The 24,976-nt window shown below is 66.3% G+C and carries 20 protein-coding genes and 1 riboswitch; of the genes, 10 read left to right on the top strand and 10 right to left on the bottom strand.

Translation table 11 applies throughout. From position 1 onward, the window contains the following. Positions 1 to 64: 64 nt before the first annotated feature. The 6 genes from AC5Y5O_RS19020 to AC5Y5O_RS18995 form a co-directional block, all read right to left on the bottom strand. A complete protein-coding gene (locus tag AC5Y5O_RS19020) occupies positions 65 to 1,285 on the bottom strand; it encodes a cytochrome P450 (RefSeq protein WP_096289733.1) in 1,221 nt (406 codons plus the stop codon). Between the two features lie 2 nt (positions 1,286 to 1,287). Next, positions 1,288 to 2,289 carry an SDR family oxidoreductase gene (locus AC5Y5O_RS19015; protein ID WP_096289734.1) on the bottom strand — a complete coding sequence of 334 codons (1,002 nt, stop codon included), beginning with the start codon at positions 2,287 to 2,289 and terminating at the stop codon, positions 1,288 to 1,290. Beyond that, positions 2,282 to 3,421 (bottom strand): spirocyclase AveC family protein, encoded by a 1,140-nt coding sequence (locus tag AC5Y5O_RS19010; RefSeq protein ID WP_500026703.1) that lies wholly within the window; start codon positions 3,419 to 3,421, stop codon positions 2,282 to 2,284. The genes AC5Y5O_RS19015 and AC5Y5O_RS19010 overlap by 8 nt, the downstream gene beginning before the upstream one ends. Next, positions 3,421 to 4,539: an ABC transporter substrate-binding protein gene (locus AC5Y5O_RS19005; protein ID WP_500026700.1), complete on the bottom strand. Its 1,119-nt coding sequence runs from the start codon at positions 4,537 to 4,539 to the stop codon at positions 3,421 to 3,423. Before AC5Y5O_RS19005 ends, AC5Y5O_RS19010 begins: the two co-directional genes overlap by 1 nt. A 94-nt stretch (positions 4,540 to 4,633) precedes the next feature. Then, entirely contained in the window at positions 4,634 to 5,464 is an 831-nt protein-coding gene (locus AC5Y5O_RS19000; RefSeq protein ID WP_096289737.1) for a CbbQ/NirQ/NorQ/GpvN family protein, read from the bottom strand. Positions 5,465 to 5,597: 133 nt separating this feature from the next. Then, the gene (locus AC5Y5O_RS18995; protein ID WP_500026696.1) at positions 5,598 to 7,292 is read right to left on the bottom strand and encodes a nitric oxide reductase activation protein NorD; all 1,695 of its coding nucleotides are present in this window, start codon (positions 7,290 to 7,292) and stop codon (positions 5,598 to 5,600) included. Between the two features lie 105 nt (positions 7,293 to 7,397). Between AC5Y5O_RS18995 and AC5Y5O_RS18990 the strand changes: the two genes are divergently transcribed. The 7 genes from AC5Y5O_RS18990 (at position 7,398) to metE (ending at position 16,121) form a co-directional block, all read left to right on the top strand. After that, positions 7,398 to 8,612 (top strand): acyl-CoA dehydrogenase family protein, encoded by a 1,215-nt coding sequence (locus AC5Y5O_RS18990; protein ID WP_500026694.1) that lies wholly within the window; start codon positions 7,398 to 7,400, stop codon positions 8,610 to 8,612. After that, the gene (locus AC5Y5O_RS18985) at positions 8,609 to 9,694 is read left to right on the top strand and encodes an acyl-CoA dehydrogenase family protein (protein ID WP_500026691.1); all 1,086 of its coding nucleotides are present in this window, start codon (positions 8,609 to 8,611) and stop codon (positions 9,692 to 9,694) included. The genes AC5Y5O_RS18990 and AC5Y5O_RS18985 overlap by 4 nt, the downstream gene beginning before the upstream one ends. After that, positions 9,694 to 10,341 (top strand): nitroreductase family protein, encoded by a 648-nt coding sequence (locus tag AC5Y5O_RS18980; protein ID WP_500026689.1) that lies wholly within the window; start codon positions 9,694 to 9,696, stop codon positions 10,339 to 10,341. Before AC5Y5O_RS18985 ends, AC5Y5O_RS18980 begins: the two co-directional genes overlap by 1 nt. Positions 10,342 to 10,495: 154 nt before the next feature. Then, positions 10,496 to 11,800: a TetR/AcrR family transcriptional regulator gene (locus AC5Y5O_RS18975; RefSeq protein ID WP_096289741.1), complete on the top strand. Its 1,305-nt coding sequence runs from the start codon at positions 10,496 to 10,498 to the stop codon at positions 11,798 to 11,800. Between the two features lie 102 nt (positions 11,801 to 11,902). Continuing rightward, positions 11,903 to 12,745: an SDR family oxidoreductase gene (locus AC5Y5O_RS18970; RefSeq protein WP_096289742.1), complete on the top strand. Its 843-nt coding sequence runs from the start codon at positions 11,903 to 11,905 to the stop codon at positions 12,743 to 12,745. A 63-nt stretch (positions 12,746 to 12,808) separates the two neighbouring features. Further along, positions 12,809 to 13,453, top strand: coding sequence for an SDR family oxidoreductase (locus AC5Y5O_RS18965; protein ID WP_500026683.1), 645 nt, complete (start codon positions 12,809 to 12,811; stop codon positions 13,451 to 13,453). A gap of 2 nt (positions 13,454 to 13,455) precedes the next feature. After that, positions 13,456 to 13,693: riboswitch (cobalamin riboswitch) on the top strand. 148 nt (positions 13,694 to 13,841) lie between these two features. Continuing rightward, positions 13,842 to 16,121 carry a 5-methyltetrahydropteroyltriglutamate--homocysteine S-methyltransferase gene (gene metE, locus AC5Y5O_RS18960; protein WP_096289744.1) on the top strand — a complete coding sequence of 760 codons (2,280 nt, stop codon included), beginning with the start codon at positions 13,842 to 13,844 and terminating at the stop codon, positions 16,119 to 16,121. Positions 16,122 to 16,175: 54 nt separating this feature from the next. Here metE and AC5Y5O_RS18955 read toward each other — a convergent pair whose 3' ends face one another. Beyond that, entirely contained in the window at positions 16,176 to 17,963 is a 1,788-nt protein-coding gene (locus AC5Y5O_RS18955) for a DUF3556 domain-containing protein (protein WP_500026678.1), read from the bottom strand. A 115-nt stretch (positions 17,964 to 18,078) separates the two neighbouring features. Between AC5Y5O_RS18955 and AC5Y5O_RS18950 the strand changes: the two genes are divergently transcribed. Further along, entirely contained in the window at positions 18,079 to 18,300 is a 222-nt protein-coding gene (locus AC5Y5O_RS18950) for a hypothetical protein (RefSeq protein WP_500026675.1), read from the top strand. Positions 18,301 to 18,304: 4 nt separating this feature from the next. Here AC5Y5O_RS18950 and AC5Y5O_RS18945 read toward each other — a convergent pair whose 3' ends face one another. The 3 genes from AC5Y5O_RS18945 to prpD are packed head-to-tail and all read right to left on the bottom strand — an operon-like array spanning position 18,305 to position 21,839. Next, complete coding sequence (locus AC5Y5O_RS18945) at positions 18,305 to 19,432, bottom strand: bifunctional 2-methylcitrate synthase/citrate synthase (protein ID WP_500026673.1); 1,128 nt, start codon at positions 19,430 to 19,432, stop codon at positions 18,305 to 18,307. Beyond that, entirely contained in the window at positions 19,429 to 20,337 is a 909-nt protein-coding gene (gene prpB, locus AC5Y5O_RS18940; RefSeq protein WP_096289747.1) for a methylisocitrate lyase, read from the bottom strand. The genes AC5Y5O_RS18945 and prpB overlap by 4 nt, the downstream gene beginning before the upstream one ends. Beyond that, positions 20,334 to 21,839, bottom strand: a complete 1,506-nt coding sequence (gene prpD / locus AC5Y5O_RS18935) for a 2-methylcitrate dehydratase PrpD (protein WP_500026666.1) — start codon at positions 21,837 to 21,839, stop codon at positions 20,334 to 20,336. The genes prpB and prpD overlap by 4 nt, the downstream gene beginning before the upstream one ends. Before the next feature lie 119 nt (positions 21,840 to 21,958). Between prpD and AC5Y5O_RS18930 the strand changes: the two genes are divergently transcribed. Continuing rightward, a complete protein-coding gene (locus AC5Y5O_RS18930; protein WP_500026663.1) occupies positions 21,959 to 23,374 on the top strand; it encodes a short-chain fatty acyl-CoA regulator family protein in 1,416 nt (471 codons plus the stop codon). A gap of 81 nt (positions 23,375 to 23,455) precedes the next feature. Continuing rightward, the gene (locus AC5Y5O_RS18925) at positions 23,456 to 24,820 is read left to right on the top strand and encodes a flavin monoamine oxidase family protein (protein WP_500026661.1); all 1,365 of its coding nucleotides are present in this window, start codon (positions 23,456 to 23,458) and stop codon (positions 24,818 to 24,820) included. Positions 24,821 to 24,976: the final 156 nt, after the last annotated feature.

The following is a 24,976-nucleotide window of genomic DNA, read 5'->3' as shown; positions in this document are numbered from 1 at the left end:
ATGCTGCCTGCGGGCAGGGCCCTGACGTGCGATTACCGCACGCTCGCTCGGCATCGTGACCGCGCTATTTCTGCGCGTCGAACAACACCGGTACCGAGGTCGGCGACCGGAACACCTGTCCGCGGATGTGCGGGTCGTCCCCGTCGGGGTCCAGCCGCAGATTCGGCAGCCGGTCCAACAAAAGGTTGATCGCGGTCCGCATCTCCAGGCGCGCCAGGTGCATGCCGAGGCAGACATGCACGCCGTGCCCCCAGCCCAGATTCGCCTTGGCAGGCCGGTGAATGTTGAACGTGTTCGGATCGTCGTAGCGGTCCTCTTGCCGGTTCGCCGAACCCAGCATCGGCATCACCGTCGCCCCGGCCGGGATCGCCACCCCGCCGAGTTCGGTGTCGCGCGTCGCGACCCTGGTGATGGTCAGCAGGGGCGACTCCCACCGCACACCCTCCTCGATGGCCTGCGGCAGCAGTGAGCGGTCGGCGCGGATCGCAGCCAACTGCGCGGGATCCGACAGCAGCGCCAACAGCAGGCTGCCCAACGACCGGTAGGTCGTCTCGACGCCGGCGGGCAACAGCAGCCGCAGGAAGGAGAAGATCTCTTCGTCCGCGAGCTTTTCCCCGTCGATCTCGGCCGCGGCGAGCGCACTGATCAGGTCGTCCTTCGGCTCGGTCCGCCGGGCCCGCAGTATCGGCGCGAAGTATTCGCACAGCGCGGCCGAGGCCGCCAGCCCGCGCTCGGGGTTCATCAACCAACTCAATAGCGAAATCGACCACCGCTGGAACTGTGGGTAGTCCTCTTCGGGCAAGCCCAACAGGCCCGCGATGATCTGGCTCGGATAGTCGAAGGTGAACTCCTTGACCAGATCCGCCTTGCCGGTGGGGGCGAACTTGTCGATCAGGCCGTTCGCCACCCGGCCGACCAGCTCGTCTTGCCAACGCGCCAATGACTTCTGCGAGAACGCTTTTGACACCAGCGAGCGCAGCCGGCCGTGGATGGGTTCGTCCATGCCGAGCATCACGCCGTCACCGAGCACGGGGCCGAACGCGGCGATCACGGCCGACGACGAGAACGTCTCGTTGTCTCGCAGCATCTGCTGGATGTCCTCGTGGCGATACACGATGAACATCGGCAGCGACTCCTCGTGCGGCAGCGCTCCCGAGGTCTCGAGTCGCTGCACCGGTTCCTCACGACGCAGCCGCGCCAGTTCGGTGTAGGGGTCACGCACATCACCGGAGATCGCGTCGTCGAAGGCGCCGAAGTCGGCCAAGTCGTCGAAAAGCTGTTCCATCTTTACCCCTCATTTGCCTTGCGGCGCTTGGCCGCTAGTGATGCCAAGCGCTGTAACACCGGCGGTGGAAGCACACGTGCGACGAGCACCATCGCCTTTTGACCCGTCGTCAACGGCCATGCCCCGCCCCGCATCGACCCCTGTTTGGGGATGCCGAGCACCGTGCGCGACAGGTGGTGCATGCCCGCTGCCGGAAGAATTCGATTGGCGGCCAACAGCATTGACGCGTCTGGACCGACACCGCGGCGGCGGTACGGCGCCTCGTCGGCCAGTGCCTTGACCAGCCCGTCGGTGAATCGCTCCGGGGCTCGGGCGAAGCTCACCGCGAACCTCCCCCGGCTGTTCATCGTGTTGTGCAGCCGCGCGTACGGCCCATCGAAATTGCGGTCGTCGATAGTGCCGGCGTCGGTGATGATTTCGGTGTCGTAGGTGCCCGACACCAGGGTGGTGACACCCAGGCCGAAGGGCGCGATCTCGCACGCCATCGATTCGGCCCACCGCTCCAGCGCGCCCTTGGCCGCCGAGTACGGCGCGGTGCCGGGCTGACCGCGCACCCCGGCCGCGCTGGAGACCAGCACGATGCGCCCCTGACCGGCCGCGCGCATGGACGGCAACAATGCTTTGGTGAGTTCCACCGGTCCCAGGACGCTGGTGGCGAACATCCGCTGCCACAGCGCCATATCGGCCTCCTCCACCATCCCGGCGGCGGAGATCCCGGCGTTGTGAACCAGCGCGTAAGGGGCGCCGACGGCCTCGTCGATTGCTTTGGCGGCCAAGGGAATCGACGCGAAGTCGGTGAGGTCGAGTTGCACCCCGATCAGCCGGTCGTCGTCAGGCCGCGGCAACCCTTGGTCCTGAATAGCCTTCCGAAGCAGTGGCATCCCCTTCTCGGGGGTGCGCATCGCCGCGACCACGCGCCACCCCTCGCGATACAGGCGCACGGCTGAGGCGAATCCGAGTCCGCGGGAGGCGCCGGTGATGACGGCCGAGCGCGGCTCAGCCATTCTTGCTCCCGGTCGCGCAAGGGCCTTGGCCCGGCGGCGGCGCTTCGACATGCGGGCGGCCATTCGGCTCGCCGCTGGCCCAGGTCGACCAGATGCCGACCGAGAAGGGGCCCTGGGCCCCGGCCTTCTCGTAATAGCCCTGCGGGTCATACACTTTCGCTTCCGGGTACGGCCATGGACAGGCAACCGAGGTCGCCGCGTGGCTGGCCTTGATGGCCCAGAACCAGGCGCCGTAGGCGAAGTACGAGACGTTGATGATCGCGAACATCACCAAGAAGGTGCCCAGCACCGGCCGGCGCGGGAAGATTCTCGCCTTGGCGGCCAGCTTCTCTGCCACCGATTTGCCGGTGTCATCGCGATAACAGAGAATCGCCGCGGGCACCATCACGAAGGTCACCGAGAACGACTCCCAGATCAGCGGGAATTGGAAGGTGGTGCCGGTGAACACCGATCCCCACGGAATCACCTGCGAATAGATGTACATGCCGGCGTGCACGAGCTGGATCTCCAGCCACGCGTCGAAGATGAAACCGATCACGCACGTCAGCAGGCCCAGGCTCCACAACGGGTGTCGCGACACGAACGACGTCGGCCCGTACTTGGCCTGCAGCTTACGCAGGATCCAGACCGCCGGAAAGTACGGCCCGAAATAGAAAGTGACATAGCCGAATACGACGAACGGCTCGACCGTCGGCGACAGCGACACCAGCGGCCAGGACTCCGGCCAGTGGATGAGGTCGGGGTTGTAGACCGCAAATGGCGACCAGTTCATGATCGGGTCCTGCCACACGATCAGCGTGGTGCACAGGAACATCAGCATGACCGGACTGCCCGGATTGCGGCGCCAGCCCCGGACGAATACCACCAGCAGCACCAACAGCATGATGATCGTGGAGATGTGCAGGAAGGTGATGTAGTCCAATCCGAAGAGGAACTTCACCGGCCGCGGCCGGCCCTGCACCTCCGGGTTGGCAACCCGCGGGTCAAGGGCCACACGGCAATTCGCGATGAAGAAGAGCGCGAAGGCCGCCAGCGCGGCACCGGCGATCCAGCCGCCCCAGCCGCGCCTTTCCGCTCCCGGCGGGGTGGGCGTGCCGTCCGTCTTCAGCGGTGCGGATTGCTCGGTGGACATCAGTTTTCCTCCCCGAAGCGATCCACCAGATGCGAGTTGATCCCGTCGGCGTCGAGAGTCCGAGCCACCAGGTACCCGGCACCCATCCAGGCCCGGCGGGTCCATTTGCCGAACGACACTCGAGTCCCGGGCGCGCCCGACGCGGCGGGCATCATCTTGACCCGCTCGAGGGCCTCCTTGACGCCACGGGGACTGAGCGGATGGGCGTCGGTGAACGCGCGCACGAGGGTCGCGGCGACGTCACGGTTGACCACCGTCACGCAGAACTCGGGACGACTGCCGTTGTACTTCTTGGCGTAGGTGTCGAGGAATTCCTGGCCGATCCGGTTCGCCTCGTCGTACTGGTCGACACCGGTCCAGCCCATGAACGCGTTCCACATGATGGGGTTGACCCAGGCGTTCTGCCACGCGGTGGTGGTGAAGCGCGGCGGATCCCAACCGAGCGCTTCGAGCGCCGGGTTGATGAAGACGACGCCGAAGCCGAATCCCAGGTGCACGATCGCCTCGGCTTTGGCCTCGTGCAGCGCCGCAACGGCGGCGTTGATGTCCTGCGCCGTCTGGGCGATCGAAACCTCGGCCACGATGCGAATCCCCTTGCGCCGGCAGGCACTTCGCAGGTTCTTCAGGTAGCTCTCGCCAATCAGGCTCTGCTCGACCAGCACCCCGATCTCGGCGAGCCCACGCTTGGCGATCAGGTCGGCCAAGAAGATCGGCTCGTCGGTCATCGACCCCTGCGGGAAGGCGAATGTCCACTCGCCCAGCCAGTCGTCGGTGCCGGTGACGCTGATGGCCGGCACCTTGAACCGGTCCTCGATCGCTTCACGCACCGGCACGCAGTTGTCGGTGATGTTGGGGCCGAAGACGACCAGGCAGCCCTCGTCGACCAGTTCGCCGTAGGCATCGATGACCGCCTTGACCGAACCCTTGGGCAGACCCTCCACTTCGCGATAGATCATCTGCACCGGACGGTCCATCAGGCCCTGCTCGACCGCCTCTTCGAAGATCAAGTCGAAGGTCTGGGTGAAGGAGGCGAACAGCTCCTCGGGGAAGCCCGGCGGCAGCTTGAAGTCCATCAAATAGCCGACCTTGATCGGCTCAGCACTGCTTTCGTAGGACATCTGACCTCCCGGCTGACCCGCTCACTCGCAACCATCCATGGCAGACCTAATATTTGTTCAGACCGTAACGGGGGCGGTCTGCAACGTCAACCATCTACCCGCCGCCACCCAGGTAGACCTCGACCATCTCCCCCAGCGCGCGACCCACGGCGACGTCGTCGGTGAGCGGTGCGGTGATCGCGGCCCGCGCCGCCTCTTGCATGCTCAGCCCCTCGGCGATCAGTTGGCCCGCCGCGATCAGCAGGCGCGTCGATGCGACCTCGCGCAGGCCACCGGTTTCCAGCCGGCGGATGGCCTGGCCGAAACGCACCAGCTCGGCCGCGGTGGCGGCGTCCACACCCGCCTCATGCGCGACGATGCCTTCTTCGACATCGGCTGCCGGGAAACCGAATTCGATGGCCACCATGCGTTGACGGGTCGAATCCTTGAGGTCCTTGAGCACGCTTTGATAGCCGGGGTTGTAGGACACCACCAAGCCGAAGCCGGGTGCCGCGTCCAGTGTGATGCCGAGGCGCTCGATCGGCAGCTGCCGCCGGTGGTCGGCGAGCGGATGCAGCACCACGGTGGTGTCCTGCCGCGCTTCCACGACTTCGTCCAGATAGCAGATCGCGCCCTCGCGCACCGCACGGGTCAGCGGGCCGTCCGCCCACACCGTTTCGTCACCCCGCAGCAGATACCGTCCGACCAGGTCCGCCGTGGTGAGGTCGTCGTGGCAGGACACGGTGATCAGCGGCCGGCCCAGGTCATGAGCCATCGCCTCGACAAAGCGGGTCTTGCCGCAACCCGTCGGCCCCTTCAACACCAGCGCCAGACCCTGGCGGTAGGCGGCCTTGAAAATCGCCTCTTCGCCGCCGACCGCCCGGTAATAGGGCCGTATGTCGGGAGCCGCGCCGTTGCGGCAAGCGGCCCCGGACTCGTTGGTCATGACGTCCCCTCTGCCGGATTCTTGGAGCCTATCCGGAACAGATGTTTGTTTCAAGAGCGCTGACTCCAGTCGCATCTCGACGGCGTACACGAACTGCCCTCGGGGACATGGCATCAGCGCGAAGCCGCCCCAATCAGGCGCTCACCCTCCGGCGCACCTCCGCCGCGCGCAACGCGGATCGGAACAGCGGTCCGATCACCCCGGCCAGCTGATCGGGGCGCGCGATCGTGGCGTGTGCGGTGCTGCCGAACACCCGGCGCAACGACGCCACATCCGTGCCGGCGCCGATCGTCAAGCACACGCAACCGGCCCCCCGGCGCCGTGCCTCGGTCAGCGCGCGCCGGGCGTCGGCGGCACCATAGGCCCGCTCGTAGCCGTGGTCGTAGGCGAGGCCGTCGGATAGCACCACCAGGAGTCGCCGGGAGGTGCCGCCGCGCACCTCCAGCACCGACGAGCCGTGCCGGATGGCCGCTCCGAGCCGGGAGTAGGCACCGGGTTCCAGGCTGTTGAGCCGCCTGATGATGTGGGCGTCGAGAGGGTCGTCAAATCGCTTGACCGGCACCATGGTTACCGCCGTGCGCCCCTGCGAGTAATAGGCGTAGAGGCAGACCCGGTCACCGAGGTCGTGCAGCGCGACGGTCAGGTTCGCGACCGCGGCGCGCTGCTGTTCGTGCACCGTGCGCCCGAGCGTGCCGGGCTCGGCCGCCGACCCCGACACATCGAGAAGCAGCAACACCGACAGGTCGCGCCGGCGCCGCAAGCTATCGGAGTACACCGACTCGTCGGGGACCGATCCGGCCCGTATCTCGACGCGGGCTTCGACGGCGGCGTCGATGTCGATGTCGTCGCCCTGCGACTGCCGGCGGCGACGGTGTAGTCCCATGCCGAGCCGCGACAGCGGCCGACGTACCCCGACGGCGGCGTCGATCGCCTGGGTCGCCGAGACCTTGACCTCGGGCTCGACCTCCCGGACCGTGCACCAGGCGGGCCGATAGCGCTTGCGCGCGACATCCCATTCCGGATACCGCACCCCGTCGGCCGCGGCCTCTTCGTCTTTGATCTCCTCGCTCACGGTCGAGGCCAGCGACGACACGGCATGTAGGCCGCGCTTAGCGGAGTTGGTGCGATGCGTGGGGGCGTCCGCGCCGGGCGGCCCGCCGCCGCTGCCGGTCTTGCGGGCCGACGACAACATCTTCTTCAGCCACTTGCCGATGAAGCCGCCGCCACCGACCGGGCTGGTGAAAAGGTCAGGATCGTCGGAGTCGTCCACCTCGCCGTCGTCGAGCTCCGCCAGCTCGCGCGGGCCGCGGCTGCGCGGGACATGCCCAGCACTGGCCTGCTCGTCCTGTTTGGTCACCCGGGCGCACGCGGCCATCACCTTGGCCGCACGGATCACGCCGAAGGCGGGCTGCGGGTCGGCGACCGGAGCCCGCCCGGCGGCCAGGGCCAGCGACGCTGCGGGCGAGTCGCTGCGACTCGCGATGTCGCGCTTGCCCAACGACGCCAAAACCGTTGGTAGCAAATGCTCATTGGCGACCAGGGCGCGGTGGCTCTCGATCGCGAGGTAGCGCTTGGCCAGCCGGGGGTGGTGCACCAACGAGCCCACCACGTCGGGCTCCAGGCTGCCGGCCGCGATCATCGACGCCTGTACCGCGATGGCTTCGAGTTTCGGGCGGGCAGGGGCGCCGGCATCGACGTAAATCGCCTTACCGTCCGTCCAGGCCGGCTCACCGGGTGACAGCCCGGCAACCGCGATTGCCCGGCCCGCCAATGCGGAGGCGAGCATGCCCAGGGCCTGCAACCGCTCGGCACCAGCGTCGTCCGCCACCCCACCTCCGACCTGCTGACCAAATATCTGTTCCACCGTAAGGTGCGGCTCGACGACAGTCAACGAAATGGGAGCCGTTATGCCTGGAGGTTGTTGACCAAAAAAATGCTCCACCGTAAAGTCCGGGCTAAAGTCGCAGTTAGCCACGACCAGAGTCAAGGAACAGTGGACTTCTCCTATCCGGCGGAATTGGAACAGTTCCGCGTCGAGCTGCGCGAGTGGCTGTCGGCAAACCTCACCGACGAGCTGGTGGCCGCCCGCCGGAACCTGGGACGCGACGACGCGACCTTCGAGATGATGCGCACCTGGAACGCGACGATGGCCGACGCGGGCTGGGCCGCCGTGTCCTGGCCGCGCGAATACGGCGGCCGTGGGGCGACGGTGCTCGAGCAGCTCGTCTACACCGAGGAGACCACCCGCGCGCGGGCGCCCATGCCGCTCAATGTCATTGGGATGAACAACATCGCTCCCGCGATCATGCAGTACGGCAGCGAAGACCAGAAGACGACGCTGCTGCGCCGGATGATGCGTGCCGACGACATTTGGTGCCAGGGCATGTCGGAACCCGAGGCCGGATCCGATCTCGCCTCGCTGCGTACCCGGGCGGTGCGTGACGGCGACGGCTTCGTCGTCAACGGTCAGAAGATCTGGACCTCGCTCGGGCATCGGGCGAACTGGTGCCAGCTGTATGTGCGCACCGATCCCGATGTCCCCAAGCACCAGGGCATCTCCTGCCTGATCCTCGACATGAAGCTGCCCGGCATCGAGGTCCGTCCGCTGGTCACGCTCAACGGCGACACGGATTTCGCCGAAGTGTTCTTTCACGACGTGCGGGTGCCGGCCGACGCGTTGCTCGGGCCGCTCAACGGCGGTTGGCAGGTGGCCACCACCACGCTCAGTCACGAACGCGCCGGCGCCGCACGGCTGTACGCCGAGATGCAGGTCCGGCTCGAAGACCTCGTGGACGACATCGCCGCGCACAGCGACGGACTCGACGACCCCGTGACGCTGAGGCGCCTCGGCGAAATCGGGCTGCGCATCAAGTATCTCGAGGTGCTCTGCCAGCGGTCCATCTCGGCGACGCTGCACGGCGGGTCAGAAATAACAGCGGTCGGATCGGCCAGCCTCGCCAAGACGGTGTGGGGTGAGATCGGGCAGGACATGGCCGCACTGGCCTTCGACGTGCTGGGTACCCGCGGCACCAACGCCGCGTGGGCGAACTACCGTCTCACCTCACGCTCGCTGACCATCGCCGGCGGAACGAGCCAGATCAACAAGAACATCACCGCCCAACGCGTATTGGGATTGCCGCGCAAATGAACCTCGAACTCACCGACGAACAGGTCGCGCTGCGCGACACCACCCGGCGCTTTCTTGCTGACAAGGCACCGATTTCGGGTCACGTGCGCGAGTTGCTCGACGATCCGGCCGGTGTCGACGACGCGGTCTGGCGCGGCCTGGCCGACCTCGGTACCACCGGCCTGTTGGTGCCGGAGGAACACGGCGGCGCCGGGATGACGATGGTCGAGGCCGGCGTCGTGGCCGAAGAGCTGGGCGCCGCCCTGCACCCGGGGCCCTGGCTGTCGACGGCCGTCGCCGCGCCGCGCACCCTGACCCGGCTGTGCGACAACGACGCTGCCGCAACGATTCTGGCCGGAATCGCCGACGGAACGATCATCGCCACGGTCAGCTTCCTGGACTTCGCGAACGTCGCGGCGGACGACGACGGACTGCTGCGCGGCGAACTCGGCGGTGTGTCCGACGCCGCGGCGGCCGACGTCGTGCTGGTTCTGTCCGAAAGATCAAGCGGCACAGGTCTTTTCGCCGTGCGCACCGACTCCCCCGGCTTTGCCGTGCAACCCGAGCGCGGTATCGACCAGACCCGCAAACAGTTTCGCGTCCGGCTCGACAACACACCAGGGCAACGGCTGGCCACAGCCACACCCGACGACGTGGCGGCGGTGATCGACGACCTGCTGATCGCCACGGCCGCCGACGCGCTGGGTGCCGCGCGGGCCGTGATGGACCTCGCCGTCGAATACGCAAAAGTCAGAAAGCAATTCGGTCAGGTCATCGGGTCGTTTCAGGCGGTCCAGCACTTGTGCGTCGATATGTACGAGACCGTCGAACTGGCCCGCAGTGGTGTGGTGCACGCGCTGTGGGCCGCCGACGCGCTTGGATCCGACGAACGCCATCTCGCCGCCCTTCGGGCCAAAGCATTCGCCGGACGACTGGCCACCGTCGGCGACACCGCGATCCAGGTGTTCGGCGGCATCGGCTACACCTGGGAACACGATGCGCACCTGTACCTCAAGCGACTGCTGAGCTGGAGCGCACTTCTCGGCGGATCCGACCGGTATCTCACCGAACTCGGTGCGCGCCTTGCGAACAGGAGCACCTGATGGAGATCGAATACCTGCTGACCGCCACCCGCTCCGCACGCAAGACGCTTGACCTCGACGCGCCCGTCGACCTCGAGTGTATTCGCGAATCCCTGCGCATCGGCCTGCAGGCGGCCAACGGCTCTAACTCGCAGGCCTGGCGCTGGCTGGTGGTCGCCGACCCGGCGAAGCGGCAGCAGATCGCCGAGTTGTACCGCGACGCATATCTGAAACGAGTCGGCGGCCAACTGCTCGCCGACCTGCTGCCGGCCGGGACGCCCGAAAGCCGGCTCATGTCGTCGACGGAGTGGCTGGTCGAGAACATGGCGAAGGTGCCGCTGCTGGTAATCCCAAGCTATGAGCCCTACTTGCCGCGCATCGACGGCGACGAGTCGTTTCACCTGGCCACCCTGTACGGCTCGATCTTCCCCGCGGTGTGGAATTTTCAGCTCGCGTTGCACACCCGCGGCTACGGCACCTGCGTGACAACCCTGCACCTGCACCACGAACACGAGGTGTCCGAACTGCTCGGGATTCCGCCGACCTTCGTCCAGGGCGCCCTGCTGCCCGTAGGCCGGTTGCGGGCCGGGCAGACCTTCTCCCCCGCCCCGCGGCGCCCCCTCGCCGAGGTGATCGCGGTGGACAGTTGGGACGGTCCCGGGCTCTAGGGCCTTAGACTGGGTGGGTCACCGCTGTTAGCAGCGCATTTGAGCCGGTTCCCGACGGCCAATCTGATAGCCTTTAACAACGATTTGGTTCGGCAGGAGGACGAATGCGCAGCGCGGCCCGGTCGCAGTCCTCTCAACATATGCACCGTTAGCCATGGCCAAAGCCGAACCCTTGGCTAAGGGAAAGCGGGCGGCCACCGATCGCCTGGATCAGCCGGACGATTCCGGGACGCGCCGCACCGAGATCCTGCAGACCGCCGCATCTTTGATCGCATCCTCGGGATTGCGGACGTCGTTGCAGGAGATCGCCGACGCGGCGGGAATTCTGCCTGGAAGCCTGTATCACCATTTCGAATCCAAAGAAGCGATCCTCATCGAGCTGATCCGGCGCTATCAGGACGATCTGCACCGCATCGGGGAGCGGGCCCAGGCGCGACTGGACGAACCCGATTCGCGACCGCCCGCCGACAAAATCATCGAGCTGGGATCGGCGGTAGCCAACTGCGCCGTGCATCATCGCGCCGCGCTGCAGATGTCGTTCTACGAGGGACCGAGCGCGGACCCCGAATTGATGAACCTGACCCGAAATCAGTCCGTCGCGGTGCAAGCGGCGATGGTGCAAACACTGCGCGCCGGCAGGTGGAGCGGCTACATCAAGCCGGACATCGATCTGCCCACGCTGGCCGACCGTATCTGCCAGACCATGCTGCAGGTCGGGCTGGACGTCATGCGGCATAACTCTCCCCCCGACCAGGTGGCGGAGCTGCTGTGCCGAATCATCCTGCGGGGCTTGGCCGCCCGGCCGCCCACCGATGCGGCGTTGGATCGGTCCAATGCATTTTCGGCGGCCAGCGCCGTCATCGAATCGTGGGCCGACGACATCGACGCCGATCCCAGCGACAAGGCCGCCCATGTCCGCGCCGTGGCACGAACCGAGTTCGGCCGCAAGGGTTATGAAGCCACCACGATCCGCGACATCGCATCGGCGGCGGGACTTGGTACCGGCACGGTGTATCGGGTGATCGGCTCCAAGGACGAACTTCTCGACTCGATCATGATGTCGTTCGGTCAGAAGGTCGAGGCCGGCTGGGTCAGCGTGCTGCGCTCGGATTCCTCCCTCATCGAGAAGCTGGACGCGTTGAGCTGGATCAACGTCAATGCTCTGGATCGCTTTTCCGACGAATTCCGCATTCAGCTGGCGTGGATGCGGCAAACACCACCGACCGCCAATCCCGGCTGGTCGTATCCCACCCGGCTACGGCAGATGAAATCGCTGCTCTCCGAAGGCATCCGCTCCGGCGAGATCGGCATCGACGCCCCGTCGACCGCGATGCTGGCGCGCTGCGTCATCAGCCTGCAGTGGATTCCGGAGAACATTCTGCGCGAGATCGGAAAGCGACCGGCGCTGGTGCACATCCGTGACACCGTTTTGCGCGGCGCCGCCGTCCGGGGCAAGTAAGACCGGCCAACTCAATACGGCCCCGGTATTGAACCAAATAACTGTTACCCATACAGTTGAGCAGTTAGAACCGCGTTGGCATTATCCGAGAAGGGGATTTCCATGACCATTGTCGATCGGTTGCGCTACGACGGCAAGCGCGCTCTCGTGGTCGGGGGCGCCACCGGCATGGGCGCCGCGGCGGCCAAGTCAGCCGCCGAGCTCGGTGCCGAGGTCATCGTGCTGGATTACGCGCCCGTGGACTACGACGTTGCCCAGTCCGTGCAGGTCGACCTGCGCGACCCCGCCTCGATCGACTCCGCTCTCGACCAGATCACGGGTCCCATCCACGCGGTGTTCTCCGCGGCCGGCGTCGCCGACGGCACGATCGACCTGATGAAGATCAACTTCATCGGCCACCGCCACCTGATCGACCGCCTGCTCGAGAAGAACCAGCTTCCCAACGGTTCGGCCATCTGCTTCATCTCCTCGGTCGCCGGCATGGGCTGGGAGAACGACCTGGACCTGATGCTGGAATTCCTCGAGACACCGGACTTCGCCGCGGCCGAGGCGTGGTGCCAGGCGCACGAGGCCGACGGGATCAACCACTACGGAACCAGCAAGAAGGTGATCAACACCTACGTGGCCACCCAGGGCTACCCGCTGGCGAAGAAGGGAATTCGCATCAACGCGATCTGCCCCGGGCCGACCGACACGCCCCTGGCCCAGGCCAACGCGGACCTGTGGCTGTCCTTCGCCCAGGACTACCGCGACGAGACCGGCGCCAAGGTGCACACGCCCGAGCAGATGGGCGACGTGATGGCGTTCCTCAACAGCGAGGCCGCCTGCGGCGTCAGCGGTATCACCCTGCTGGTCGACTCCGGACACACGATGGCCTCCATGACCGGTGCCTACGCGCCGGGTAAGCCGATCATCGACATCATCATGGGCAAGATCAAGCTCTAGGGGCGCCACCATAGGGCGTAGTCGGGTCGCCACCATCGGACCTGACGTCGGTACCGTCGAAGCATGGCACGCATCATCGTCTTCGGCGGACACGGCAAGGTGGCACTGCAGCTGGCTCGCATCCTGAGCGAACGAGGCGAGCAAGTGACCTCCGTCTTCCGCAATCCCGACCACTCCGACGATGTCGCCGCCACCGGCGCCGAACCGGTGGTTGCCGACATCGAGCAGCTGGACACCAACGCGCTGGCCGAGCAGATGGCCGGACACGACGCGGTCGTCTTCTCGGCCGGCGCGGGCGGCGGCAATCCGGCGCGTACCTTTGCCGTCGACCGGGACGCCGCGATCCGGGTGATCGATGCCGCCGGCCAGGCGGGCGTCCCGCGGTTTGTGATGGTGTCTTACTTCGGTGCGGGTCCGGATCATGGTGTACCGCAGGATGATCCATTCTTCGCCTACGCGGAGGCCAAGGCCGCCGCGGACGAGCACCTGCGGGCCAGCCAGTTGGACTGGACGGTGCTCGGTCCCGGCCGGCTGACGCTGGACGAAGCGACCGGGCGCATTACTGTCGGCGAAGAGGGCACGGGTGAGGTATCCCGTGCCGATGTCGCGCTCGTCGTGGCCGCCGCGCTTTCCGACGATTCGACGATCCGGCGGACCATCGAATTCAACAACGGAGACGTCCCGGTCGCCGAGGCATTGGCGGGCTGACTAAACTTCATCTCGCAACTGGTTTGCGTGCGCCGCAAGGCGCGGGCATCGAGCGAAGCAACGTTAGCCATGCTTCGTGAGAGGGAACCCGGTGGGAATCCGGGACTGTCCCGCAACGGTATGCAGGAACGACCGCCGTCACCTAGGCACTGGTCTCACGACTGGGAAGCGACGGCCACTAGGAGCACCAGTGGGTGCGCGCCTGCGAGTCCGGAGACCTGCCAGCTGTGCCGGGCGCGCCGCGTCCGGCGGCTCATCGCCTCGTGGAATGGGCGTTAGGCTGCAGCCGTTGGTGGTTAGTGCTTCAAGAAAAAGAGGTGCTAACCGCTGTTGGAGTGGCTGTACGTCCGCCGGCGGTGACCACCACGTCGATTGAAGGACGAATATCGTGACCTCCCAACCATTTACCGCAACCGTCGTCGGTTCTCCGCGCATCGGCCCGAAACGCGAACTCAAGCGCGCGACCGAGGGCTATTGGAAAGGCCGAACCAGCCGCGCGGAACTCGAAGAAGTCGCCGCCACCCTGCGCCGCGACACCTGGACGGCCCTGACCGAAGCCGGTTTGGACTCGGTGCCGGTGAACACCTTCTCCTATTACGACCAAATGCTCGACACCGCGGTCATGCTGGGCGCGTTGCCGGCCCGGGCCGCACAGGTTCCCGACGACCTGGACCGCTACTTCGCCGCCGCCCGCGGCAACGCCGATGTCGCGCCGTTGGAGATGACCAAGTGGTTCGACACCAACTACCACTACATCGTTCCCGAGATCGAACCCGCGACGAAGTTCACGCTGAACCCGGACAAGGTGCTCTCTGAGCTGAAAGAAGCTCTCGGGCAAGGGATTCCGGCCCGCCCGGTCGTCATAGGTCCGATCACGTTTCTGTTGCTGAGCAAGGGCGTCAACGGTGGCGGCGCGCCGATCGAGCGCTTGCAGGAGCTGGTGGGAATCTACTCCGAGCTGCTGAGCCTGCTCGCCGACCCGTCTGTTGGAGGCGCGCAATGGGTACAGATCGACGAGCCGGCGCTGGTCACCGACATCTCGCCCGACGCCCCCGCGCTTGCCGAAGCGGTCTACAACGCGCTAGGCAAGGTGAGCAACCGGCCCGCCATCTACGTCGCCACCTACTTCGGTGACCCCGGCGAGTCGCTCGCAGCGTTGGCCCGCACGCCCGTCGAGGCGATCGGCGTCGACCTGGTGTACGGCGCCGACACGGCGATCGCCGCAGTGCCCGAGCTGGCCGACAAGACCCTGGTGGCCGGCATCGTCGACGGACGCAACATCTGGCGGACCGACTTGCAAGCGGCACTGAGCAAACTGGCATCGCTGCTGGGTTCGGCCGCCAACATCGCGGTGTCGACGTCATGCTCCACGCTGCACGTGCCGTATTCGCTGGAGCCGGAGACCGGCCTGGACGACGCGCTGCGCAGCTGGCTGGCATTCGGGCAGGAGAAGGTGGCCGAGGTGGTGACGCTGTCCCGTGCGCTGCATCTGGGCCGCGACGCCGTCGCCGCGCAGATCGAGGCATCCAACGCCGCCGTCGCCTCCCGCAAGAAGGATCCGCGGCTGCACAACGACCGGGTCCGGGCCCGCATCGAAGAGATCGTCGCGACCGGTACCCACCGCGGCGACGCCGCACAACGGCGGGTCAGCCAGGACGAGCGGCTGCACCTGCCGCCGCTGCCGACCACCACGATCGGGTCGTTTCCGCAGACCGTCGAGATTCGCAAGGCGCGCGCCGCGCTGGTCGCCGGTGAGATCGACGAGGCCGAGTACGACCGGCGGATGAAACAGGAGATTTCTGACGTCATCGCGCTGCAGGAGCAGCTCGGCCTCGACGTGTTGGTGCACGGTGAGCCCGAGCGCAACGACATGGTGCAGTACTTCGCCGAGCAGCTGGACGGCTTCTTCGCCACCAAGAACGGCTGGGTGCAGTCCTACGGCAGCCGCTGCGTGCGGCCGCCGGTGCTCTATGGCGACGTAATCCGCCGGCAGCCGATGACGGTGGAGTGGGCGAAATACGCGCAGTCCCTGACCGACAAGCCGGTCAAGGGCATGCTGACCGGCCCGGTGACGATCCTGGCGTGGTCGTTCGTCCGTGACGACCAGCCGCTGGCCGACACCGCCAACCAGGTGGCACTGGCGATCCGCGACGAGACGGTGGATCTGGAGTCCGCCGGCATCGCGGTCATCCAGGTCGACGAGCCCGCACTGCGTGAGCTGCTGCCGCTGCGCCGGGCCGATCAGGAGGACTACTTGCGTTGGGCCGTCGGGTCTTTCCGGTTAGCCACCTCGGGCGTCGCCGACTCGACTCAGATCCACACCCACCTGTGCTACTCGGAGTTCGGCGAGGTGATCGGCGCGATCGCCGACCTGGATGCCGATGTCACGTCCATCGAGGCAGCGCGCTCGCACATGGAGGTGCTCGACGATCTCAACGCGGTCGGCTTCGCCAACAGCGTGGGCCCGGGCGTCTACGACATCCACTCGCCGCGGGTGCCCAGCTCCGGCGAAATGGCTGAGTCGCTGCGGGCCGCGCTGCAGGCTCTGCCCGCGGAGCGGCTGTGGGTCAACCCCGACTGCGGCCTCAAAACGCGCAACACCGACGAGGTAACCGCGTCGCTGCAGAACATGGTCGCCGCGGCGCAGGAAGTGCGCGCGGGAGTCTAAGACTCGCCGAGCGTAACGCCACGGCGAGTTACCGAGCGAAATCTCGCCGTGGCGTTACGCTCGCGAACTTTCACTTTCTGAGGGCTCTTCGGGCTCTTCGTCCGCCTCTGTCTCCCGCTCGGACCCGGACAGCACCTGGACCGGCACCTGGTCGTCCCAGGGCTGCCGGGTGACCATGTCCGCGACTTTGACTATGCCGCGTTCGAATTCGCCCGTCGCGGCGTCCACCAGCCGGTAGGCCTGCGTCTGCTTGTGGATCGGCTGGGCGTCGAGCAGCACCACCCGCACCTCACCGGGCAGAAAGCCGCAGCGCTGCTGCATCGCGGCGATCAGCTGTTCGTTGTGCATGTGGCCGTCGCCGAAATTCCATCCGATCGCGGTGCTGCAGATCCGCTCCCCGTCGGTGATCACATAGTCGTCTTCGTTCTGACCGGCCATCGCCCGGTGCGCCAGGGTGAACAACGCCCGGCCGTGAGTGTTCATGGCGCGGAACGCATATCCGAGATACATCGGGATCTGGGCGCGTTCCTTGCCGTACACCTTCTCCAGCTGGGCCGCGGGCATGCTGGCGATCGAGACGATGTTGTGGTTGATTTTCTTGTCCGCCGATGCCTTGATGCACCACAGCGTGGTGTCCCAGTTGCCGGCGTAATAGCGCATGCCGGGCAGGAACGAGATCTTGCGCGGAAACAGGTTGCCCGCGATCACGATTGAGGCGATGAACGCGATGAAAAGCCCAACCAGGACAGGGTTTTTCAGGTCGGTCAGTCCGGTGTGAGTGTGGCCGACGAACAGCGCGAAGACGCCGAAGATCATGAACACGTTCCACTCCAGCGGCACGCCCATCGGGATCGCCGACAGGATGCCGAAGTGGAAGATCACCATGATCGCTGCGGGGACCGCGGTCCACCAGCCGCCGTGCCCGACGAATAGCGCGATGGGCACACACATCTCGACGAAGGTGCTCACGTGGGCGAATACGCGCGACAACCGTCCGGGCCGCAGATCGTCGGGGAACTTCTCGAAGAACATCCGCTTGATGAACCGGGGCCGGAACACCGGGTTGTTGGACATCATCGTCGACATCACGAACGGAAAGTGCTTGTTCAGCTTGGAGGTGGCGGCGCCGACCCAGATCACCATGAACACCAGCTTGGCGGCGACGATCATGTCGACACCGCCGAACAGGAACGTCACCGACAGCGTCGCGTATACCTCACCGCGGGCGGCCAAAAAGATCACCTTGTCGCGCAGTCCCAGGATCCCGAGAAGCACCAGGATCAGCACGATCCGCCACGGGCGAATCACCCCGATCTGGGTGCCCAGCTCCGGTATCGGGCCGGTGCCGTCGGCGAACAACGTCAGGAAGGTCACCAGCAAGAACAGGCCGTACAGCGCGTTGTCGACCAGCGTGCGGGCGGTGCCCTTGGTCCCGGGGATGCGCTGGGGCCACGGCGGCAACCGGATGGTGTCGGGCCGCAGCCAATACAGGATCGAGCCCAGCGGCGGGTTGAACCGGTTGTTCAGCGGCCCGAAGCCACAGCCCAGCCCGATCACCTCGAAGAGCATCGTGTACAGCACGACCTTCTCGAACACGATCGGCTCGGCGTACCACGACATGACGTCGGTGAACGCCAACCCGCGAGTGGTCGGCACGGCCAACAACCACGCGAACAGGATGTAAAGCAAGATCTTGCCGACGTAGAACAGATGCAGAACGACCGGCGTGCCGAACCCGACCTCGGCCCAATGTCGGGCCATCGGGCGGATCTTTTCGCTGCGGGACAGCTTGCTCCACTCGTCGATGTCGACCTGCGGCAGTTCGGGTCGGAGAAATCCCATGGTTTCACACCCTAGAACCTGCCGACCGTGTTGCGGATCGCGGATGACATCCTTTGCCCCCGGGTTCTCCGGCGGTTAGCGTGATGGCTTGGCACCTGCTTAGGAGATGTCCGTCATGAGCAGACTTCGGTTCCTGATACCGGCCGCGGCGCTGGCGAGCGTGCTGGCCGCAGCACTCGGCGTCGGCGTCGCTTGCGGTCAGGTCCCCGCAGCGGGAGATTCGTGCACGGTGTTGCACTCCACCACGCAGGACGCCAACGGCCGGACGATGTGGTGCAACCCGACCATGACCGGCGACCACAGCCTGGTCTGGCAATACGGCGGGCCGACGGACTAGGCGCTCACCTGTGGGCCAGTGCCCGCTGCTCGCGTCCCGAGTACGCACTCAACGGGCGGATCAAGGAGTTCGACGCGGCCTGCTCCATGATGTGAGCCGTCCACCCGGTGATCCTGCTCATCACGAAGATCGGCGTGAAGCAGGCGATATCGAATCCCATCAGGTAGTACGCCGGGCCGGTCGGGAAGTCGAGATTGGGCAAGATGGCAGTGGCGCCGAACATCTCGGCTTCCAGGACGTTGTAAATGTCCAGCCAGCGCTGTCCACCAGAGTGCGGGCGCGTCGCGGCGACGCGGTTCAACGCCTCCTTCATCGTCGGCACCCGGGAGTCACCGTTCTTGTAGACCCGGTGCCCGAAGCCCATGACCTTCTCCTTGCGGGCGAGCTTGCCGCGCAACCACTCCCGCGCGTTGCCCGGCTCGCCGATCTCGATCATGTCGTGCATCACCGCCTCGTTGGCACCACCGTGCAGCGCACCCTTGAGCGCACCGATGGCCCCGGTGACCGCGCTGTAGATGTCCGACTGCGTCGACGTCACCACCCGCGCGGCAAACGTCGAGGCGTTGAAGCCGTGTTCGGCGTAGAGGATCATCGACTGCTCGAAGGCCTGCACGACCGCCGGCTCGGGCACCTCGCCGAAACACATCTGCAGGAAGTTCTCGGTGTAGCCCAGCGCGCTGTGCGGCGGGATCGGCGCCAACCCGCGCCGGCGCCGCATGTCCACCGCGACGATGGTCGGCAACACCGCGAGCATGCACAGCGCCTTGGCCCGGTTCGCAGAGTCGTCGTCCTCCTCGGGGTCCTCGGCACCCAAAAAGCTGATGGCGGTGCGTACCACATCCATCGGATGACAATTGTCGGGCAGCTTGGTCAGCAGCGACAGCATCGAGCGGTCGAGCCGGCGGCTGGCGCGTTCGCGCTGGCTGAACAGCGCCAGCTCCGCGTCGGTGGGCAGCTCGCCGCGCCAGAGCAGGAATGCGACTTGCTCGAAACTGCAGTGCGCGGCCAAATCCTGGACCGGATATCCGCGATAAGTCAGCGAATTGGTCTCCGGCACCACTTTCGAGATGGCGGTGGTGTCCACCACCACACCGGCGAGGCCCTTCTTGATGTCAGCGGTCGGCGCGGTCATGGCTGGTTCCCTTCAAAGCTGAAATTGTAAGTATCGGTGTCGAATTCGTTGTAGTCCTCGTAACTCAGCAGCGAGTACAGCCGGCTGCGGTGTTGCATGCGATCCAGCAGATCGAATTGCGTTCCCGAAGAACCAATTTCACGCAGGCCCGCTTCGACGGCGAACATCGCCAGCCGCAACGTGGTGACCGGGTAGATGACGACGTTGTAGCCGAGGTCGGCCAGTTGGCGTGCGCTCAGCAGCGGCGACTTGCCGAATTCGGTCATGTTGGCCAGCAACGGAACGTCGACCGCGGCACGGAAGGCCTCGAACTGCGCCACCTCGGTCAGCGCTTCGGTGAAGATCATGTCCGCGCCGGCGTCGGCGTAAGCACGCGCACGGTCGATCGCGGCGGGCAGACCCTCAATGCCAACAGCATCGGTGCGAGCGCAGATGACGAAGTTGGGGTCGCGCCGCGCGGATACCGCTGCGCGCAAGCGTTTTACCATGTCCTGGGCCGCGACGACGGCCTTGCCGTCCAGATGGCCGCAACGCTTCGGGTTGACCTGATCCTCGAGGTGGCATGCGGCCAGTCCGGCGTCCTCCAGGACCGTCACCGTGCGCGCGGCGTTCAGCGGCGCGCCGAATCCGGTGTCCGCGTCGATCAGCGTCGGCAGGTTGACGGCGGCGGCGATCTGCGAGCCCCGGCCCGCCACCTCGGTCAGCGTCGTCAGGCCGATGTCCGGCAACCCGAGATCGGCCGCCAGCGCGGCACCCGACACGTACACACCTTCGAAGCCCGCCTCGGCGACCGCCTTGGCCACCAGCGGCGAGAAGGCACCCGGAAGCCGCTGCAGCCGGCCACTTTCCAGGCTCGCGCGCATTGCCACGCGCTTGTCGGCGGCACTGGACGAGGAGTCGATCATCGGAAGATCCCCGACGGAATCACCGGCGCCTTGTCCAGCACCCGCGAATCGACCACCACGTTCAGCGCCCCCAGCGCGCCGCCCTTCAGATCGGCGAGGGAGTCGACGGCAGACAAGAACCGTTGCTGCTCAGCGGGTTCCACGACATCGTCGGCGAGCTCGGTGAACTTGCGGACGTACTGCTCGCGCGCGAACGGCCGGGCCCCCAGCGGATGGGCATCGGCCACCGCCAATTCATCGCAGATCACCTCTCCGCTCTTCAGCGTCACCTCCGCGCGCGCCCCAAAAGCCTTGTCGGCCGGGTCGTTCGAGTGGTACCGACGAGTCCACTGCGGATCCTCGACGGTGGAGATCTTGTGCCACAGCTCGACGGTGTCGGGCCGGTGGGCTCGCTCGGGAGCGTATGAACGCTCGTGGTGCCAGCTGCCGTCCTGCAGTGCGACCGCGAAGATGTAGGGCAGCGAGTGATCCAGCGTCTCCCGGGAGGCGTCCGGATCGAACTTCTGCGGGTCACCCGAGCCGGTGCCGATCACGTAGTGGGTGTGGTGGCTGGTGTGCAGCACGATCGTCGCGACCTGCTCGAGATCGCCGACTCGGTCACGCAGCCGGCGGGCCAGGTCGATCGGCGCCTGGCTCTGGTACTCCGCGGAATGCTCCTTGGTGTAGCTGTCCAGAATCGCGCGCTTGGCTTGACCCGGTTCCGGCAGCGGCACCTGATAGGTGTGGTCGGGACCGCCCAGCAGCCAGGCGATCACCCCGTCCTCGCCTTCCCAGATGGGCGCCGGGGCGCCTTCCCCACGCATCGCGCGGTCGACGGCCTCGATGGCCACCTTCGCCGCGAACGCCGGCGCGAAGGCTTTCCAGCTGGAGATCAGGCCCTTGCGGGATTGCCGGGTGGCCGTGGTCAGGTGCAGCGCTTGCCCGACCGCCTGATAGATGGTCTCGGTGTCCAGCCGCAGCATCGTCCCGATCCCCGCGGCCACCGACGGACCCAGATGCGCGACGTGGTCGATCTTGTGTTCGTGCAAGCAGATTCCCTTGACCAGGTCGATCTGGATCTCGTAGGCGGTGGCCAAACCGCGGATCAGGTCGGCGCCCCGCACATCGAGCTGCTGAGCGACGGCAACGAGCGGCGCAATGTTGTCGCCGGGATGGGAGTAGTCCGCGGCCAAGAACGTGTCATGGAAGTCCAGCTCGCGCACCGCGACGGCGTTGGCCCAGGCCGCCCACTCGGTCGAATAAGCGCCCGTCACGCCGAACACGCGCGCCCCGCGCTGGACCGGATGCGCCAGCGCCTGGGCCCGAGCGGTGGCCACCGGCCGGCGGATCACCGAGGCGGCGCTGACGGCAGCGTTGTCGATGATGCGGTTGATGACCATCTCCGCGGTCTCCGCGGGCACGGCGACCGGGTCCGCCGCGACCTCGGCAATCTTGAAAGCCAGGTGCTCGCGGCGGGGGAAGTCGTCGGCGCTACGCCGGGTTCGCACGTCGTGGATGCGCATAAATCGCACAGTACGCAGCCGAAGAAACGCGGTAAATCCCCTAAAAGAGCGTAATTTTGCGTCCCGACCCCGGCGATTTTGCGAATTTTGTGAAAGGCGGTGGGCGTACCCTGTTGTAGGTGGCGAAGACGTTCGCGGGTGCGCGGCTACGCCGGCTGCGCGAGGAGCAGGGGCTGACTCAAGTAGCGCTGGCGCGCGCCCTCGGATTGTCGACCAGTTACGTCAACCAGCTGGAAAACGACCAGCGCCCGATCACGGTACCGGTGCTGCTGACGCTTACCGAGCGATTCGACTTGCCGAATCAGTACTTCGCACCCGAGTCCGATGCCCGGCTGGTCGCGGATCTGCGCGAGATCTTCGCCGCAGGACCCGCGACGGCCGGCCAAATCGAGGAGCTCGTCGCGCGCATGCCGGAGGTCGGCCAGACGCTGGTCAATCTGCAGCGGCGCCTGCACGACGCCACGGCCGACCTGGAAGCGCTGCACAGCCGGGCCAGCGCCGAGACATCCGCGGCACCCTCACAGCCGATGCCCTTCGAAGAAGTCCGGGACTTCTTCTACGACCGCAAGAACTACATCGGGGATCTCGACGTCGCGGCCGAGCGCCTGTTCAACCAAAACGGTTTGCACACAGGCGGACTCGACAGCCAGCTGGCGGAGTTCGTTCGCGACCGGCTCGGCGTGACCGTGATCATCGACGATGGCCAGGTCTTGAATCCCAACTCGAAACGCCTGTTTCGCGCCGAGTCGAAGACCTTGTATCTGGCCCGGTGGCTGCATCCGGGCCAACGCGCCTTCCAGTTGGCAACCCAAATTGCATTGCTCACCCAGGCCGAGCTGATCGCACAGCTCATCGACGGCGACGACCAGCTCAGCGACGATGCGCGAGGGGTGGCGCGCATCGGGCTGGCCAACTACTTCGCGGGCGCACTCTTATTGCCCTACCAGCGATTGCTCGAGGCCGCCGAAGCCATGCGTTACGACATCGACCAGCTGGCAAGACGTTTCGAGGTTGGCTTCGAAACCGTCTGTCACCGGCTGTCCACGCTGCAACGACCGAGCGCTCGGGGTGTCCCGTTCATCTTCGTCCGGACAGACAGTGCGGGAAACATCTCAAAACGTCAGTCCGCCACGGCTTTTCACTTCTCACGCGTGGGCGGCAACTGCCCGCTGTGGGTGGTTCACCACGCCTTTTCGCGTCCCGGCCAGTTCATGACTCAGATCGCACAAATGCCCGATGGGCGCACCTATTTCTGGCTCGCCAGGACCACGTCGACGGAACCCAGCAGCTATCTCGGCCCGGATAAGACTTTCGCGATCGGGCTCGGTTGCGACGTGGCCCACGCCGAGAAACTGATCTACTCCGTCGGTATCGATCTCACCGGCGCCGGGGCGATCGTGCCGATCGGCGCGGGCTGCAAGATCTGTGACCGGCCCTCCTGCCCGCAACGGGCGTTCCCGTACCTCGGGCACCCGGTGCACGTCGACCCACACTCCAGCACCGATCTGCCCTATCCGCCGGCGCCCGGGACATGAATTCCGCGCGAACCGGCCGCTGGCGCAGCCCGGCCGGTGTAGTTTGCTGCTCAGCGGGGGTAGGGCAACCGAGGAGCGGTCATGGCGGACGTCGATTATTGCGTGGTCGGAGCGGGTTTCGCGGGTTTGACCGCAGCGCTGCGGCTGAAGCAAGCCGGGCACTCGGTGGCCTTGCTGGAGGCCCGTGACCGCGTCGGCGGCCGCACCTTCACCGTCACCCGTGACGACGGCGTGTGGGTCGACCGCGGCGGGGCGTGGATCGGGCCCGGACAGGACCGGATCTACGCGTTGATGAATGAGTTCGGGGTGCGGGAATACAAGCAGCACAACGACGGCGACGCGATGATGATCGTCGGTGGCAAAAAGCACCGCTACGGCGGCACCATCCCGTGGACCGTGAGCCCGTGGGCGGTCGCCAACCTCGGGCTCGCACTGGCCAGCATCGAGAAGATGGGCAAAGCTCTTCCGCGCGAAGCCCCATGGGAGGCGAAGAAGGCCCACGAGTGGGACCGGATCAGCATTGGGCAATGGATCGAAAAGAATTCCATGTCCTCCGAGGCCGCCCAGATGCTGGACATGGCCTTCGCCGGCCTGTACACCTCGGCAGCATCCGAGACGTCGTTGCTGTGGGGGCTGCTGCAGACGGCTTCGGCCGGCGGTCTCACCTTCGCGATTTCGGGCAAGGGTGGGTCCCAGGATGCCCGCCCGGTCGGCGGCATGGGCGCCCTGCATCGCCCGATGGTCGCCGAACTCGGTGAGGCGCTACACCTTTCACAGCCGGTCCGTCAGATCAGCCAGGACGACGACGGCGTGACGGTCAGCGCGGCCGATCTGGCGGTGCGAGCGCGACGGGTCATCGTCGCGATCCCGCTGGCGATCGCCACCTCGATCGACTACGAGCCGCTGTTGCCGGTGGACCGCGCATTTCTGCACCAGCGTGTGACAAGCGGCGCGGTGATCAAGACGTCGGTCTGCTACGACGACCCCTTCTGGCGCGCCGACGGACTGTCCGGCCAGTCCGCCGCGCCGGGCTCGCCGGCCTCCTTGACCATCGACGCCTGCACGGACGCCGGAAACCCGGGCATCATGTGCGTCATCACCGAGGGGCCGGCGGCGCGCCGGCTCACCATGCTCGACGAGGCCGAGCGCAAAGCGGTGGTCATCGGTGAACTGGTCGACCGGTTCGGCGACAAAGCCAAGACGCCGCGGGAATTTCACGAACAGAACTGGACCCTGGACCGCTACTCCGGAGGCGGGATGATCGGCCACACCCCCACCGGCGTGTTGACCGAGTACGGCTACACCCTGCGCGAGCCCTGCGGCCGGATCCACTGGGCCGGAACCGAAAGCTCGGCGATCATGTGCGGCTGGATCGACGGCGCGATCCGGTCCGGCGAACGTGCCGCGGCCGAAGTGGCGGCCGCCGAAACCGCCGCGGTCGCCTAGGGGCCGCACACCCGCCTGGTCATCCCCGGCGTGCCTGCTGAAAAGAGCAGTGCCACAATGGGCCGATCATCGGCATCACGGGGGCCTGACCAGGAGAGTTGACGGGATGGGCGTTAACGTCCCAGGCCCTTTCGGTCGTCGATCCACTCGGCGATA

This window comes from Mycobacterium sp. NGS40, from assembly GCF_059812735.1.
The sequence above is the reverse complement of the archived record's forward strand: the minus strand, read 5'-3'. Positions and strand labels throughout refer to the sequence as shown.

Bases quoted from the DNA above. Each gene is read 5' to 3' on its own strand.
- AC5Y5O_RS18980 (WP_500026689.1), top strand. From the start codon at position 9,694: ATGGAGATCGAATACCTGCTGACCGCCACCCGCTCCGCACGCAAGACG.
- AC5Y5O_RS18970 (WP_096289742.1), top strand. From the start codon at position 11,903: ATGACCATTGTCGATCGGTTGCGCTACGACGGCAAGCGCGCTCTCGTG.
- AC5Y5O_RS19005 (WP_500026700.1), bottom strand. From the start codon at position 4,539: ATGTCCTACGAAAGCAGTGCTGAGCCGATCAAGGTCGGCTATTTGATG.
- AC5Y5O_RS18990 (WP_500026694.1), top strand. From the start codon at position 7,398: ATGCTCCACCGTAAAGTCCGGGCTAAAGTCGCAGTTAGCCACGACCAG.
- AC5Y5O_RS18985 (WP_500026691.1), top strand. From the start codon at position 8,609: ATGAACCTCGAACTCACCGACGAACAGGTCGCGCTGCGCGACACCACC.
- AC5Y5O_RS19015 (WP_096289734.1), bottom strand. From the start codon at position 2,289: ATGGCTGAGCCGCGCTCGGCCGTCATCACCGGCGCCTCCCGCGGACTC.
- AC5Y5O_RS18955 (WP_500026678.1), bottom strand. From the start codon at position 17,963: ATGGGATTTCTCCGACCCGAACTGCCGCAGGTCGACATCGACGAGTGG.
- AC5Y5O_RS18965 (WP_500026683.1), top strand. From the start codon at position 12,809: ATGGCACGCATCATCGTCTTCGGCGGACACGGCAAGGTGGCACTGCAG.
- AC5Y5O_RS18945 (WP_500026673.1), bottom strand. From the start codon at position 19,432: ATGACCGCGCCGACCGCTGACATCAAGAAGGGCCTCGCCGGTGTGGTG.
- AC5Y5O_RS19000 (WP_096289737.1), bottom strand. From the start codon at position 5,464: ATGACCAACGAGTCCGGGGCCGCTTGCCGCAACGGCGCGGCTCCCGAC.
- AC5Y5O_RS18975 (WP_096289741.1), top strand. From the start codon at position 10,496: ATGGCCAAAGCCGAACCCTTGGCTAAGGGAAAGCGGGCGGCCACCGAT.
- AC5Y5O_RS19010 (WP_500026703.1), bottom strand. From the start codon at position 3,421: ATGTCCACCGAGCAATCCGCACCGCTGAAGACGGACGGCACGCCCACC.
- prpD (WP_500026666.1), bottom strand. From the start codon at position 21,839: ATGCGCATCCACGACGTGCGAACCCGGCGTAGCGCCGACGACTTCCCC.
- AC5Y5O_RS18925 (WP_500026661.1), top strand. From the start codon at position 23,456: ATGGCGGACGTCGATTATTGCGTGGTCGGAGCGGGTTTCGCGGGTTTG.
- AC5Y5O_RS19020 (WP_096289733.1), bottom strand. From the start codon at position 1,285: ATGGAACAGCTTTTCGACGACTTGGCCGACTTCGGCGCCTTCGACGAC.
- AC5Y5O_RS18950 (WP_500026675.1), top strand. From the start codon at position 18,079: ATGAGCAGACTTCGGTTCCTGATACCGGCCGCGGCGCTGGCGAGCGTG.
- prpB (WP_096289747.1), bottom strand. From the start codon at position 20,337: ATGATCGACTCCTCGTCCAGTGCCGCCGACAAGCGCGTGGCAATGCGC.